The sequence below is a fragment of the Halobacillus amylolyticus genome, from assembly GCF_022921115.1.
Taxonomy (GTDB): domain Bacteria; phylum Bacillota; class Bacilli; order Bacillales; family Halobacillaceae; genus Halobacillus_A; species Halobacillus_A amylolyticus.
Genome location: NZ_CP095075.1, coordinates 3,894,828 through 3,907,519, shown reverse-complemented (window position 1 = coordinate 3,907,519; position 12,692 = coordinate 3,894,828). Strand labels below are relative to the sequence as shown.

13 protein-coding genes are annotated in these 12,692 nt (G+C 42.6%); 6 read left to right on the top strand and 7 right to left on the bottom strand.

The features are described 5' to 3' along the window. Nucleotides 1-34: 34 nt before the first annotated feature. Together MUO15_RS19630 and secG are read right to left on the bottom strand one after the other, a co-directional pair. Entirely contained in the window at nucleotides 35-778 is a 744-nt protein-coding gene (locus MUO15_RS19630; RefSeq protein ID WP_245032015.1) for an alpha/beta hydrolase, read from the bottom strand. A gap of 480 nt (nucleotides 779-1,258) precedes the next feature. Beyond that, complete coding sequence (gene secG / locus MUO15_RS19625) at nucleotides 1,259-1,492, bottom strand: preprotein translocase subunit SecG (RefSeq protein WP_245032013.1); 234 nt, start codon at nucleotides 1,490-1,492, stop codon at nucleotides 1,259-1,261. A 324-nt stretch (nucleotides 1,493-1,816) separates the two neighbouring features. Here secG and MUO15_RS19620 point away from each other — a divergent pair, with 324 nt between their 5' ends. The 6 genes from MUO15_RS19620 (at nucleotide 1,817) to ytzI (ending at nucleotide 7,667) form a co-directional block, all read left to right on the top strand. After that, nucleotides 1,817-2,566 (top strand): DeoR/GlpR family DNA-binding transcription regulator, encoded by a 750-nt coding sequence (locus MUO15_RS19620; RefSeq protein WP_245032011.1) that lies wholly within the window; start codon nucleotides 1,817-1,819, stop codon nucleotides 2,564-2,566. After that, nucleotides 2,563-3,504, top strand: coding sequence for a 1-phosphofructokinase (pfkB, locus tag MUO15_RS19615; protein WP_245032009.1), 942 nt, complete (start codon nucleotides 2,563-2,565; stop codon nucleotides 3,502-3,504). Before MUO15_RS19620 ends, pfkB begins: the two co-directional genes overlap by 4 nt. Continuing rightward, nucleotides 3,491-5,380, top strand: a complete 1,890-nt coding sequence (locus MUO15_RS19610; protein WP_245032007.1) for a PTS fructose transporter subunit IIABC — start codon at nucleotides 3,491-3,493, stop codon at nucleotides 5,378-5,380. The genes pfkB and MUO15_RS19610 overlap by 14 nt, the downstream gene beginning before the upstream one ends. Nucleotides 5,381-5,437: 57 nt before the next feature. Beyond that, nucleotides 5,438-5,704 (top strand): phosphocarrier protein HPr, encoded by a 267-nt coding sequence (locus MUO15_RS19605; protein ID WP_245032005.1) that lies wholly within the window; start codon nucleotides 5,438-5,440, stop codon nucleotides 5,702-5,704. A gap of 4 nt (nucleotides 5,705-5,708) precedes the next feature. Then, entirely contained in the window at nucleotides 5,709-7,427 is a 1,719-nt protein-coding gene (gene ptsP, locus MUO15_RS19600; RefSeq protein ID WP_245032003.1) for a phosphoenolpyruvate--protein phosphotransferase, read from the top strand. Between the two features lie 75 nt (nucleotides 7,428-7,502). After that, nucleotides 7,503-7,667, top strand: a complete 165-nt coding sequence (ytzI, locus tag MUO15_RS19595; RefSeq protein ID WP_245032001.1) for a YtzI protein — start codon at nucleotides 7,503-7,505, stop codon at nucleotides 7,665-7,667. Between the two features lie 8 nt (nucleotides 7,668-7,675). Here ytzI and MUO15_RS19590 read toward each other — a convergent pair whose 3' ends face one another. The 5 genes from MUO15_RS19590 to tpiA form a co-directional block, all read right to left on the bottom strand. After that, entirely contained in the window at nucleotides 7,676-8,266 is a 591-nt protein-coding gene (locus tag MUO15_RS19590; RefSeq protein ID WP_245031999.1) for a nitroreductase family protein, read from the bottom strand. A 13-nt stretch (nucleotides 8,267-8,279) separates the two neighbouring features. Then, on the bottom strand, nucleotides 8,280-8,861 hold the full coding sequence (locus MUO15_RS19585) for a YdcF family protein (RefSeq protein ID WP_245031997.1): 582 nt from the start codon (nucleotides 8,859-8,861) through the stop codon (nucleotides 8,280-8,282). 238 nt (nucleotides 8,862-9,099) lie between these two features. Further along, nucleotides 9,100-10,386: a phosphopyruvate hydratase gene (eno, locus tag MUO15_RS19580; protein ID WP_245031995.1), complete on the bottom strand. Its 1,287-nt coding sequence runs from the start codon at nucleotides 10,384-10,386 to the stop codon at nucleotides 9,100-9,102. Nucleotides 10,387-10,402: 16 nt separating this feature from the next. Further along, nucleotides 10,403-11,938: a 2,3-bisphosphoglycerate-independent phosphoglycerate mutase gene (gene gpmI, locus MUO15_RS19575; RefSeq protein ID WP_245031993.1), complete on the bottom strand. Its 1,536-nt coding sequence runs from the start codon at nucleotides 11,936-11,938 to the stop codon at nucleotides 10,403-10,405. Beyond that, a complete protein-coding gene (gene tpiA, locus MUO15_RS19570) occupies nucleotides 11,931-12,692 on the bottom strand; it encodes a triose-phosphate isomerase (RefSeq protein WP_245031991.1) in 762 nt (253 codons plus the stop codon). Before tpiA ends, gpmI begins: the two co-directional genes overlap by 8 nt.

Below are 12,692 nucleotides of genomic sequence, written 5' to 3'. Positions count from 1 at the left end.
TTACCTCCTTCAAGTAAAGCACAAGACCCTAGGCTCAGGACCAATCAAGGGATTCCAGAAAAGTAAGGATGTCCTCATGAAGCTGTTCCTTTTCCTTGTCCATTGTGATCACGTGGCCAGAGTTTTTGTACCATTTGATATCTTTTTGATCCGACTCAATTTGCTCATAGATATAATTCGCACTTTCCGTGTTAATCATTTCATCTTGTTCTGCCTGAACGACGAAAGCAGGCGTGTAAATTTGATCCACTTCATTATGAACGCTTGTAATAAGTTTACCAAGCTGCTTAAACATATCTTCTGATTGAGCTAATAATTGCTGTACTTCCTTCTCTATCGTCTTTTTATCTTTACCTTCAAGCTGCTTGTATTGCTTAGCTTTGAATTGAAAACCTTGTGTCAATTGTGTTTCATTATCAAAGAACATCGGGGCACACATCGTCACAATACCCTTAATTGCCTCTGAGTATGCAAGTTTCAGTCCAAGAACCCCACCGAGCGAGAGTCCGGCTACCGCAATCTGTTCATATCCTAGCTCACGCAAGTGATTCATCGCATCTTGAACATCCGCCCACCATTGTTCAGGTGTCACGTCGATCAGTGCTTCCAGTTCTTGCCCATGTCCGCGGTAAATCGGAGCATGGGTTGTATAGCCGTGCTTTTGTAGAAAGCGCCCTAGCATACGAACATCCGCAGAATGCCCTGTAAAACCGTGGAGCAAGAGTACCGCACGCTCTCCTCCTTCAAATGTGAATGGTTCTGGTTGTTTTATTTTCATATCCTTTTGCTCTCCTTACTTCAACTATTTCCATATTTAAAAAATTCATTCTTCATTCGCAATGTTTCTATCTTACCAAATTCAGTCATCAATCACATTAAATCCTGTTTTCCCATAACAAAAGCGCCGGGGCGCCCTGGTAGACACGACAGAGGAAGTTCGACTAAGACCGGGTTCAAGGAAGTTCGGTTAAGAACGGCACGTCCTGTGCCAACACCGAACTACCTCACGTCCTGTGGGGCATGTGCCAACGTCAAACTGACCCGCGTCCTGCGGGCCCAAGATGAGCGGCGCAGTGGAGGAGATTTCAAGGATGTTCGACTAAGTTCGAAACATCCTGTTTCAACGTCGAACGACCCCACTTCCTGTGGGCCACGGAGGCGATTGACTAGTCTTTCGTGTCTTGCTTTTTATAATTTCCTAAGCCATAACAAAAGCCGCGCTTGTCCTACAGCACGGCTTCTTTAATCCATTATAGAATTATCCTAAAACGTAGGTGGCTAAAAAAGCAAGTACAAAGAAAAGTACTCCTGTCACGACGGTAGCCCGATGCAAAACAGCATCGATACCGCGGGCTTTTTGCTTACCAAACAACTGCTCAGCTCCCCCAGAGATCGCTCCAGATAAACCAGCACTCTTCCCTGATTGCAATAGCACAAGAACAATTAATGCAATCGTATCAACGGCTAGTAAAGTAATTGCAAGTGTTTCCATGATGTGCCAACACCTCCTAAAGACGTACAAATAACTATTCTTAAATGTAGCATAAAACACTACATTCAGCAAGAAAATTTAAACTAGTTCAATCTAAGTAGACCTCCGGGGACATTTGGGATACCTTCGAGATCTAAATATCTATAGTTAGATCTATGAATTTTGTTTGGGAATTTAAAATGTGATCAGTCATTTACTGCAGCAGAAATTGATAGTTTTTGACGCATAATTGACCGTTTTTGATTAAAAATGACTTTTTATGATTGAATTCTGTAAGGGCTTACTTTACAATAGGGATAAAGAGCTAAGAAAGGAGGGGAATTCTTGTTAACTCCTGAACGACATCGGTTAATACTTGAAACGGTACATGATCATCACACTGTGAAAATAAAACAACTTGTTGAACGTACAGCAGCTTCTGAATCGACGATCAGACGTGATTTGGATCAGTTGGAACAATTAGGGAAGCTTAAACGGGTACACGGTGGTGCTTCTATAAGACAGAGAACTAGCGAAGAACCTAGTATGGGCGAGAAAACAACAAAGCACCAACAGGAGAAGAATATGATCGCAAGCTTAGCTTCGTCACTGGTTAAAGAAGGGGATTGCATTTTTATCGATGCCGGCTCAACTACTTATGAAATGATCTCATATTTATCTGGCAAAGATATCACGGTCGTAACGAATGGTCTAAATCATTTAGATGTGCTTACAGATTACTCCATAGATACTTATGTGCTTGGAGGCTATGTAAAACAAAGAACAAGAGCCGTCGTTGGTACAGGCGCTCTTAAAAACTTAGAACAATATCGATTCGACCAGTGCTTTCTTGGAGTGAACGGCATTACCCTTGAAGATGGCTTTACGACTCCAGACCCGGAAGAAGCTGCTATTAAAAGCCTGGCCTTATCCCTTTCTCAAAAAAGGTTTGTGCTTGCTGACCATTCTAAGTTCGAGGAAGTAGCTTTTTCAAAAATTGCCGAATTAGAAGAAGCCAATATTATTACCAATTATCAAGGAATTTTATATACATCTTACAATGAAAAAACTAGCTTAAAGGTTGTGACAACATGATCTACACTTGCACACTAAATCCTTCTATCGACTATGTCATGCACGTGAATGACTTCAATATAGGTGAACTGAATCGGGCGGATAGAGCATTATATTACCCTGGCGGAAAAGGAATTAACGTTTCCCGAGTTATGGCAAGACTTACCGTTCAATCCATTGCCCTCGGCTACCTTGGTAAATTTACAGGTCAATTTATTACCAATTTTTTAGCCAAAGAAGGGATAAAGCACAACTTTGTTGATACAGGTCAATATACACGGATCAATGTAAAGCTAAAGGGCGACGAGGAGTCTGAAATAAATGGACCCGGTCCAGAGATATCAAGAAGTCAACTTGATGAATTGCTTACACAAATCAAACAACTTAAAGCCGATGATACTCTCATCTTGGCTGGAAGTGTTCCTTCCTCTTTACCAAAGGATTTTTACTTAAAAATAGCGGATTTATGTACAGCGAACGGAGTTTTACTTGTTGCAGACACTTCAGGTCAAGCCTTAACACAGCTTGTCGGAAAGTCGATTTTCTTATTAAAACCAAACGATCATGAACTTGGTGAATTGTTTAATACAACGATTAAAACAAAAGAAGAAGCAGCCCATTATGCTCAAAAGCTCGTTCAGCAGGGAGCCAAGCATGTCATCGTTTCAATGGGCGGCAAAGGAGCTGTTTATGTAAACGAACATCAGCAGCTGTTTGCGACTGTCCCTCAGGGTAAAGTTAAAAATTCAGTGGGAGCAGGTGATTCTGTTGTCGCAGGTTTTATATCCGCACTTACTTTAAACAAAAAGCTGGAAGAAGCATTTAGATATGGTGTTGCTGCAGGAAGTGCCACTGCTTTCCAAGATGACTTATGTCAGCAATCGGACGTAGATGAACTGCTTAATCAAGTTAAGATTATCCCATTATTCAAGGAGGGAATTACCAATGAAAATTACTGATCTATTAACAACAAATACGATCGTCTTAAATATGAGTGCTTCTTCAAAACCAGAAGCAATTGATGAGTTGATTGGAAAGTTAGACCAAGCAGGAAAGCTCTCCGATCGGGATGAGTACAAGCAAGCGATTGAAGCACGTGAGCAACAAAGTACAACAGGAATTGGTGAAGGGATTGCCATCCCACACGCAAAGACTTCTGCAGTCGCAGAGCCTGCTATTGCCTTTGGTCGTTCACAGGAAGGACTTGATTACGAATCCTTAGACGGGCAGCCTACGAATCTCTTTTTCATGATTGCCGCATCAGAAGGAGCGAATCAAACCCATTTAGAAACACTATCACGGTTGTCCTCTTTCCTAATGGATAAAAATTTCCGCGCTAAGCTGGAAACTGCTAAAACGGAAAGTGATGTTATTGAAGCAATCAATGAAAAAGAAGCAGAGGAAGATGAGGACGAAGAAGTTAGTTCTCCTAGCGGCAAAATCCTTGCCATAACTGCTTGCCCTACTGGTATCGCCCATACGTATATGGCTGCAGATAAGTTGAAAGATACAGCCAAAGAAATGGATATTACGATTAAGGTCCAGACGAACGGTTCAAGCGGAGTTAAAAACCGCTTAACAGCGGATGATATAGAACAGGCAGACGCGATCATCGTAGCGGCTGATACGAAAGTTGATATGAGTGGATTCGATGGCAAACCAGTTATTGAAGTTCCTGTTGCAAAAGCCATTCATGAACCGAAAGAGCTTATAAATAAAGCTGTCAACAAGGATGCTCCCATTTACAAAAGTGATGGAAGTAACTCGGAAGCTTCCTCTGGTGAGAAGAATCAACGTACAGGTTTTTACAAACACTTAATGAATGGTGTCTCAAACATGCTTCCATTTGTCGTCGGTGGTGGTATCCTACTTGCGATCTCTTTCTTCTTTGGTATCAACTCAGCCGATCCAGCCAGTGATCAATACAACCGCTTCGCCGAAATGTTGAATACTATCGGAAGTGGCAATGCATTATTCCTGCTCGTACCGGTATTAGCTGGTTTTATCGCTTCAAGTATTGCTGATCGCCCTGGTTTTGCCCCAGGTATGGTTGGTGGTTTAATTGCGATTACTTCGGGCACTGACGGCACAGGTTCCGGCTTCTTAGGCGGTTTAATTGCTGGTTTCTTAGCTGGTTATCTTACACTTGGCATTAAAAAGATGCTTGAAGGATTGCCTGATGTACTTGATGGATTAAAAACTGTTCTCTTCTACCCTGTTTTATCCATTTTTGCTACAGGGATGATTATGTTACTCATTAACCCGCCTTTGACTAGTATTTATACTGGATTGCTGAGCTGGCTTGAAGGACTTGGCGGCGCGAACATCGCTCTCGTTGGACTTCTTTTAGGTGGAATGATGGCTATTGACATGGGCGGCCCTATTAATAAAGCAGCTTATACCTTTGGATTAGCTACACTTGAAGCTGGTAACTATGAATTTATAGCAGTGGTAATGGCCGGAGGTATGGTTCCTCCATTAGCAATGGCATTATCAACAACACTTTTCAAAAATAAATATACAGAGCAAGAACGCGAAACAGGGAAGACAGCTTATGCCCTTGGAGCCTTTTTCATTACAGAGGGTGCCATTCCTTTTGCTGCAGCTGACCCAGCCAGAGTTATTCCTTCAATGGTCGTAGGTTCAGCATTAACAGGCATGCTGACGACATTGTTCAGCATTCATCTTACTGCCCCACACGGAGGTATCGTGGTAATTGGATTAGTTCAAGGCGGCTTGACCCAAGCATTGCTCTACATTTTAGCCATCGCAATTGGCTCGATTGTCGGTGCAATTATTGTAGGATTCTTGAAAAAGGACCTCAGAAAAGCTTAAAATAGTATAGTTAGGGTATCTTTGCACTTAGTACCTATTTATCAAGGAGGAATTATCATGGTAGAAAAAACATTTAACATTACATCAGCAGACGGAGTTCATGCTCGTCCAGCAACAGTACTTGTACAAAATGCAGGGAAGTACGAGTCTGATATAAATCTTCATTACAAAGAGAAGTCCGTAAACCTGAAATCCATTATGGGCATTATGAGCCTTGGCATCCCGGCTGGTGCTGAAGTTAAACTTACAGCTGAAGGCAGTGACGAGCAAGAAGCCATCGATCACTTAGCAAGCACAATGAAGAATGAAGGCTTGGGGGAATAATTGTATGACACAACTTCAAGGGATCGCAGCTTCCAGCGGAATTGCCATTGCTAAGGTGTACCGTCTGGAAGCTCCAGACCTTACTTACAACAAGACGAAAATTGACCAGCCTGCTGAGGAAATAAGCAGGCTCCACGAAGCACTTGAGATTTCTAAGATCGAACTTGAAAAAATTAAGGACCACACAAAAAAAACATTAGGTGATGAACATGCCGAAATCTTTTCTGCCCATCTGCTCGTTTTAAGTGACCCAGAATTAATAAACCCGATTGAAGATAAAATCAAATCGGATGATGTAAATGCTGAGGCAGCTCTTGATGAGACGGCCAATATGTTTATTGATATGTTTAAAAATATGGACAATGAATATATGAAAGAACGTGCGGCTGATATTCAAGACGTGACGAAGCGTGTCATGGCACATTTACTTCAAGTTACGTTCCCTGACCCAGCATTGATCAATGAAGAAGTTGTTATTGTCGCTGATGATCTCACACCTTCTGATACAGCCCAGTTAAATAAACAATACGTGAAAGGTTTTACAACCGATATTGGCGGTCGAACGTCCCATTCGGCTATTATGGCCCGCTCTCTTGAGATCCCAGCCGTAGTCGGAACGAAGAACGTGACAAGCCAGGCTGAGAACGATACCATGATCATTGTCGATGGAATCGATGGAGACATCATTCTTAATCCTTCCGCTGATGAAATTGAAACGTACAAGCAAAAACACATTGATTATGAACAGAAGAAACAAGAATGGGCCAAACTTAAAGATGAATCAACGATCACGTCTGAAGGTGAACATGTGGAGCTCGCTGCTAACATCGGCACACCTGAAGATGTGGACGGCGTATTAAGTCACGGCGGAGAAGGTGTAGGTTTGTACCGCACAGAGTTCCTTTATATGGGGAAAAATCAACTTCCTACAGAAGAAGAACAATATGACGCTTACTCCTCTGTACTCAAGCAAATGGGAAATAAACCTGTGGTCGTTCGAACACTCGATATCGGCGGAGACAAAGAACTGGATTATTTGGAACTTCCAAAAGAGATGAATCCATTCCTTGGCTATCGTGCGATTCGTCTCTGCTTAGAACGTGATGACATTTTCCGTGTACAGTTGCGTGCTTTACTTCGTGCCAGTGTTCACGGCAACCTAAAAATCATGTTCCCAATGATCGCAACGCTGGAGGAATTCCGCCAAGCGAAAACCATCCTTGATGAAGAGAGGGACAAGCTCGTTCAAGAAGGACAAGACGTCTCTGGTCAAATTGAGGTAGGAATGATGGTAGAAATTCCTGCGACAGCAGTCATTGCACGTCAATTCGCCAAAGAAGTTGATTTCTTCAGCATTGGGACAAATGATTTAATTCAATACACAATGGCTGCAGACCGTATGAACGAACGCGTTTCTTACCTTTATCAGCCATATAACCCAGCTATCTTGAATTTAGTAAACAATGTGATCGAGTCAGCACACGCTGAAGGCAAATGGGCCGGCATGTGTGGAGAAATGGCCGGTGACGAGATTGCGATCCCGCTCCTCCTATCACTTGGATTAGATGAGTTCAGTATGAGTGCAACATCCATTCTTCCTGCACGTACACAAATTAAATCCCTTTCTAAACAGGAACTAGCTTCCTATAAAGATGAGATTCTATCAATGGGTACATCAGAAGAAGTTGTTGCTTTCATCAAAGAAAAAGCCAAACTAGTATAGAATTTCTCATTAATCTATGGCAAAATGGTCAATGAATAGATCCCTTTTCAAATGTAACAGGAAAGAAGTGTTCCCATGACATTTACGATCGTTATGACTATCTGTATTGTTATTGTCCTTGGAGTCGCTGGCGCCTCTGCGGCAGCTATTTCAAAGGGATATAATTATAAACACACGGTTGATCCATTGCCTGATGAGAAGCAAAGGAATGAAGAACAGAAAAAATCTGATGCCCGCTAAATTGGGCATCAGATTTTTTTATTAAAAGAATCGTTACGAAAGGTGACATCCACGGGGGATCTGGGCTTTGGCCTGGGGACACGAGCAGGATAACCCATCTGTAAGACCCCTGCTACTTTATGATACACTGGATCAAGCCCTATCCCTTCAATAAAATCATGGTCATGTATGTATGGGCTGGTTGTCCAGAGAACACCAACCCCTTTTTCCCAAGCAGCTAATTGTGCATTCTGAATAAAGGCGCAAACAGCGGCATAATCCTCTTCAAATTTGTGAAAGTCTGTATCATGTTCCATATAGATCAGGGCATGATGCGGGATATCAATCATAAACTGTTTAATCCCTTGCATCATTTTATTCGTTTTAACTGAATCATACCCTGCGGCAAATCCTTCTTTTATATAGCTTTCAATCACTAACTCCGCATAATCTCGCGCCGCATCATTTTGAAACAGCATCACTTCCCATGGTTCTTTTAACCGATGGTTTGGTGCCCAGCTTGCTAATCTAAATATCTCTTCCAAGGTTGCTTCATCAACAAGCTCTTTTCTGAAGTCATGGATAGAGCGCCGGTCTTTCATTGCTTCTATTAATTTCATTACATTCCCTCTTTCAAACAAAAGGATCGAGAAGTTTATAACCAAGAAAATATACCCATTCCCTTAAGAAAAATGGCATTTTTGTTTCTAGTGTTTGATAGGCGGAATAGTCCGTGGGAACACCTATTGCCTTCATTCCATTTTCCCTTGCCATAGCTACAGCTCTTTTTAAATGATACTGATCACTGACAATTAAAAAGGAATTCACCTCTTCCTTTTTTGCCACCTGCTTTGCATTACTTAAGTTTTCTTTCGTAACTTGTGAAGTACTTTCAATGAGAATATCTGACTTAGGGACACCTTTCTCTAGTGCATATTCACGTCCCACCTCAGCTTCTGAAGCAACAGCTTCCTCGCTTGAACCACCGGTAAAAATTAAATAGTCTACCTGGCCGTCCTTATAAAGTTCAATCCCTTGTTTCAATCGTCCTTCAAAAACAGGGCTTGGCTCTCCATTCCATTGAGCTGCCCCTAATACAATGGCTGCTTCAGCTTGTTTGTTAGCTTGATTTTCCCCATATGTCCAAATCGAATAGCCTGTAAAAGCTACATAGCAAACGATCAGCCAAATGGTAATGACTATCCACTTCTTCATGCTTTTGCTCTCCTACTATCTAATCTTACAACTACTGTCCATGATAACACAGAATAAGAGTTCCTTGAATGCAATTTTATCCAAGAACAAAAGCGCAAGAACGCCGGTAAACACGACAGGGGAAGATTCTGTTCCTAACTTTTATGCTGACGTGGGGCAGTTCGGTTTACGCTGACAACCAAAAAGACCACTAGCACATTAGCCAGTGGTCTCAATGTAAGGAAGACTTATCTTCCCATTACTTATTCAAGTTGTAAAATGCTTTTCCGCCAGCATAAGTGGCCGTACCAAGCAATTGATCTTCAATACGAAGTAGCTGATTATACTTAGCTACACGGTCTGTTCGTGACGGTGCACCTGTTTTAATTTGGCCAGCGTTCGTAGCCACAGCGATGTCAGCAATGGTTGCATCTTCTGTTTCACCAGAGCGGTGTGAGATTACTGCGGTGTAACCTGCACGCTTCGCCATTTCAATTGCCTCAAATGTTTCTGTAAGGGAGCCTATTTGGTTTACTTTGATCAGAATGGAGTTACCGATTCCCTCTTCAATCGCACGCGCAAGTTTCGTTGTATTTGTAACGAACAAGTCGTCTCCAACTAGCTGCACACGGTCACCAATACGGTCTGTTAACAGCTTCGTACCTTCCCAATCATTTTCGTCAAGTCCATCTTCAATAGAAACGATTGGATATTTATTAACGAGCTCTTCATACCAATCCACCATTTCCTCAGATGTGCGAACAACGCCTTCACCTTTAAGGTTATATTTGCCATCTTCGTAGATTTCAGAAGAGGCTACGTCCATGGCAAGCTTCACTTCTTCGTCAGGCTTGTAACCCGCTTCTTCAATGGCTTCAATGATCGTTGACAGAGCTTCTTCGTTTGATTGCAGGTTAGGAGCGAATCCGCCTTCGTCACCAACACCTGTATTGTAGCCCTTCGCTTTCAATACTTTTTTCAAGGAGTGGAAAATTTCTGCCCCCATGCGAACAGCTTCCTTAAAGGTTGGGGCACCAACAGGCATGATCATGAATTCTTGAATATCGACATTGTTATCTGCATGCTCCCCGCCATTTAGAATATTCATCATTGGCGTTGGAAGGGTCGCTGCCGTAAAGCCTCCAAGGTATTTATAGAGAGGAAGACCTACAACGTCAGCAGCAGCGTGAGCAACAGCCATAGATACGCCAAGAATAGCGTTAGCGCCTAGCTTCCCTTTGTTTTCTGTTCCATCAAGCTCGATCATAAGCTGATCTATGATGACTTGCTGTGTTACATCCATACCTAATAGATTAGGAGCAATTTTTTCATTTACGTTCTCCACTGCCTGAAGAACTCCTTTTCCTAGGTAACGGTCTTTGTCACCATCGCGTAATTCTACAGCTTCATACTCACCAGTGGAAGCACCGCTTGGCACAAGAGCACTTCCGAAGGCTCCAGATTCTGTATAAATTTCAACTTCAACCGTTGGGTTACCACGTGAATCTAGTACTTCACGTGCATACACGTCTGTAATATATGGCATTAAAAATCTCTCCTTTTTATTTAAATAATGAGTTTCCTGTCATTTCTTTTGGCTGCTGGACCTTTAGCAGTTGTAACAGGGTTGGTGATAGATCACCTAGAATCCCGTCCTGACGAAGGTGTATGCCTTCTTTTGTAACGATAACAGGTACGGGATTCGTCGTATGGGCCGTCATCGGGTTGCCCTCAAGGGTTGTCACTTCATCAGAATTTCCGTGGTCAGCGGTTATAATAGCATGTCCGCCTTTATCATGGATTTTATCGACGATTTTACCTAAGCACTCATCCACAGTTTCAATGGCCTTAATGGTTGGTTCAAGCATTCCGGAATGCCCAACCATATCTGGGTTGGCGAAGTTCAATATGATCGCATTATGCTTATCTGCGTCCAGTTCCTTCAATAGAGCGTCCGTTACTTCATGTGCACTCATTTCAGGCTGAAGATCATAAGTAGCAACCTTAGGAGAGTCGATGAGGATACGCTCTTCCCCTTCAAATTTTTTCTCGCGGCCGCCGCTCATAAAGAACGTAACATGTGGATACTTCTCTGTTTCAGCAATTCGCAGCTGCTTCATGTTATTGTCAGCTAATACTTCCCCAACCGTATTTTTCAATTCATTCGGTGCAAAAGCTACTTTACTATCTACTGCCTCACTGTACTGTGTCATACTCACAAAATGAAGATGCTTAGGTGCGTTTTCTCCACGGTCAAAATCATTAAATTCATTATTTGCAAAAGAACGAGAAATTTGAATGGCGCGGTCGGGACGGAAGTTGAAAAATACAACAGCGTCCTCATCCTCTATCGACCTTATATGATGACCATTATCATCTGTGATCACAATAGGTTCAACGAATTCGTCATAAATCTCTTTTTCATAGGATTCTTTAACGGCTTCGAGGGGATCTGCATAAGCTGGACCCTCACCGTAGGCAATCGCATCATAAGATTTTTTCACGCGGTCCCAGCGATTGTCCCGGTCCATTGCATAATAACGGCCTGCAATCGTGGCAAACTGGCCAACCCCAAGCTCCTGCATTTTCTCTTGTGCTTGTTGGATATAGGTAAGGGCAGATTGTTGATCGACATCCCGCCCGTCAAGAAAACCATGTACATACACTTTCTCGAGACCATGGTTTGCCGCCAACTGAAGAAGTGCATACATATGATTAATATGGCTATGAATGCCTCCATCAGACAGCAGACCGAAAATATGAAGGGCTTTATCATTCTCTTTCGCATGAGTCACTGCGTTAATGAGTTTGTCATTTTTCATAAACTCTTTTTCACGAATCGATAAATTGATGCGGGTTAAGCTTTGATAAACCACCCGGCCTGCACCGATATTCAGGTGACCCACTTCGGAATTCCCCATTTGACCGTCGGGAAGGCCGACAGATTCACCGCTGGCCTGTAACTGTGCGTGTGGAAAGGCACTCCAGTACCGATCAAAGTTTGGAGTATTTGCTTGTTTAACTGCATTCCCCATCTCTTCATCTCGAATGGCGTAACCATCGAGAATGATGAGAGCAGCTAAATTTTGATTACTCATGCTTACCTGCCTCCACAAGTTTTAAGAATGAATCAGCCTCTAAGCTTGCTCCTCCAACTAATGCTCCGTCAATGTCAGACTGGGATAGAAGCTCGTCCACGTTAGCTGGCTTTACACTGCCGCCATACTGAATACGTACAGCTTCAGCTGCATCCGCGTTAACAAAGTCGCCCACAACCTTGCGAATGTGTGTACAGACTTCATTAGCTTGCTCAGAAGTGGCTGTACGGCCTGTCCCAATCGCCCAAATTGGCTCATAAGCAATGATGGTGTTGGATGCTTGTTCATCTGACAAACCTTCCAATGCTTTTTTCACCTGGGCCTCCACATGATCCATCGTTTGGTCCGCTTCACGCTGTTCAAGGGTTTCGCCAACACAAACAATCGGAGTTAACTCATGCTTAAATGCTGCATGAACTTTCTTGTTTACTTCTTCATCAGTTTCTTTAAAAATTTCCCGACGTTCAGAGTGTCCAAGAACAACATAGGAGACACCAAGTTCTTTGAGCATAACCGGGCTTACTTCACCAGTGAACGCACCGCTTTCCTCAAAATGCATATTTTGAGCACCTACTTCAAGTGCCGTTCCTTTTGTTTCTTCTACCATTTTTTGAAGAAATGGAAATGGGGCACAAACGACGGATTCCACTTCATTTGCAGATGGAACTTCATTCTTTGCTGCTTGAATAAATTCTTCAGCCTCTGTGTGAGTCTTGTTCATCTTCCAGTTACCTGCAATCACTTGTTTACGCAT

Bases quoted from the DNA above. Each gene is read 5' to 3' on its own strand.
- secG (WP_245032013.1), bottom strand. From the start codon at position 1,492: ATGGAAACACTTGCAATTACTTTACTAGCCGTTGATACGATTGCATTA.
- tpiA (WP_245031991.1), bottom strand. From the start codon at position 12,692: ATGCGTAAACAAGTGATTGCAGGTAACTGGAAGATGAACAAGACTCAC.
- eno (WP_245031995.1), bottom strand. From the start codon at position 10,386: ATGCCATATATTACAGACGTGTATGCACGTGAAGTACTAGATTCACGT.
- pfkB (WP_245032009.1), top strand. From the start codon at position 2,563: ATGATCTACACTTGCACACTAAATCCTTCTATCGACTATGTCATGCAC.
- MUO15_RS19605 (WP_245032005.1), top strand. From the start codon at position 5,438: ATGGTAGAAAAAACATTTAACATTACATCAGCAGACGGAGTTCATGCT.
- MUO15_RS19590 (WP_245031999.1), bottom strand. From the start codon at position 8,266: ATGAAATTAATAGAAGCAATGAAAGACCGGCGCTCTATCCATGACTTC.
- ytzI (WP_245032001.1), top strand. From the start codon at position 7,503: ATGACATTTACGATCGTTATGACTATCTGTATTGTTATTGTCCTTGGA.
- gpmI (WP_245031993.1), bottom strand. From the start codon at position 11,938: ATGAGTAATCAAAATTTAGCTGCTCTCATCATTCTCGATGGTTACGCC.
- MUO15_RS19585 (WP_245031997.1), bottom strand. From the start codon at position 8,861: ATGAAGAAGTGGATAGTCATTACCATTTGGCTGATCGTTTGCTATGTA.
- ptsP (WP_245032003.1), top strand. From the start codon at position 5,709: ATGACACAACTTCAAGGGATCGCAGCTTCCAGCGGAATTGCCATTGCT.
- MUO15_RS19610 (WP_245032007.1), top strand. From the start codon at position 3,491: ATGAAAATTACTGATCTATTAACAACAAATACGATCGTCTTAAATATG.
- MUO15_RS19630 (WP_245032015.1), bottom strand. From the start codon at position 778: ATGAAAATAAAACAACCAGAACCATTCACATTTGAAGGAGGAGAGCGT.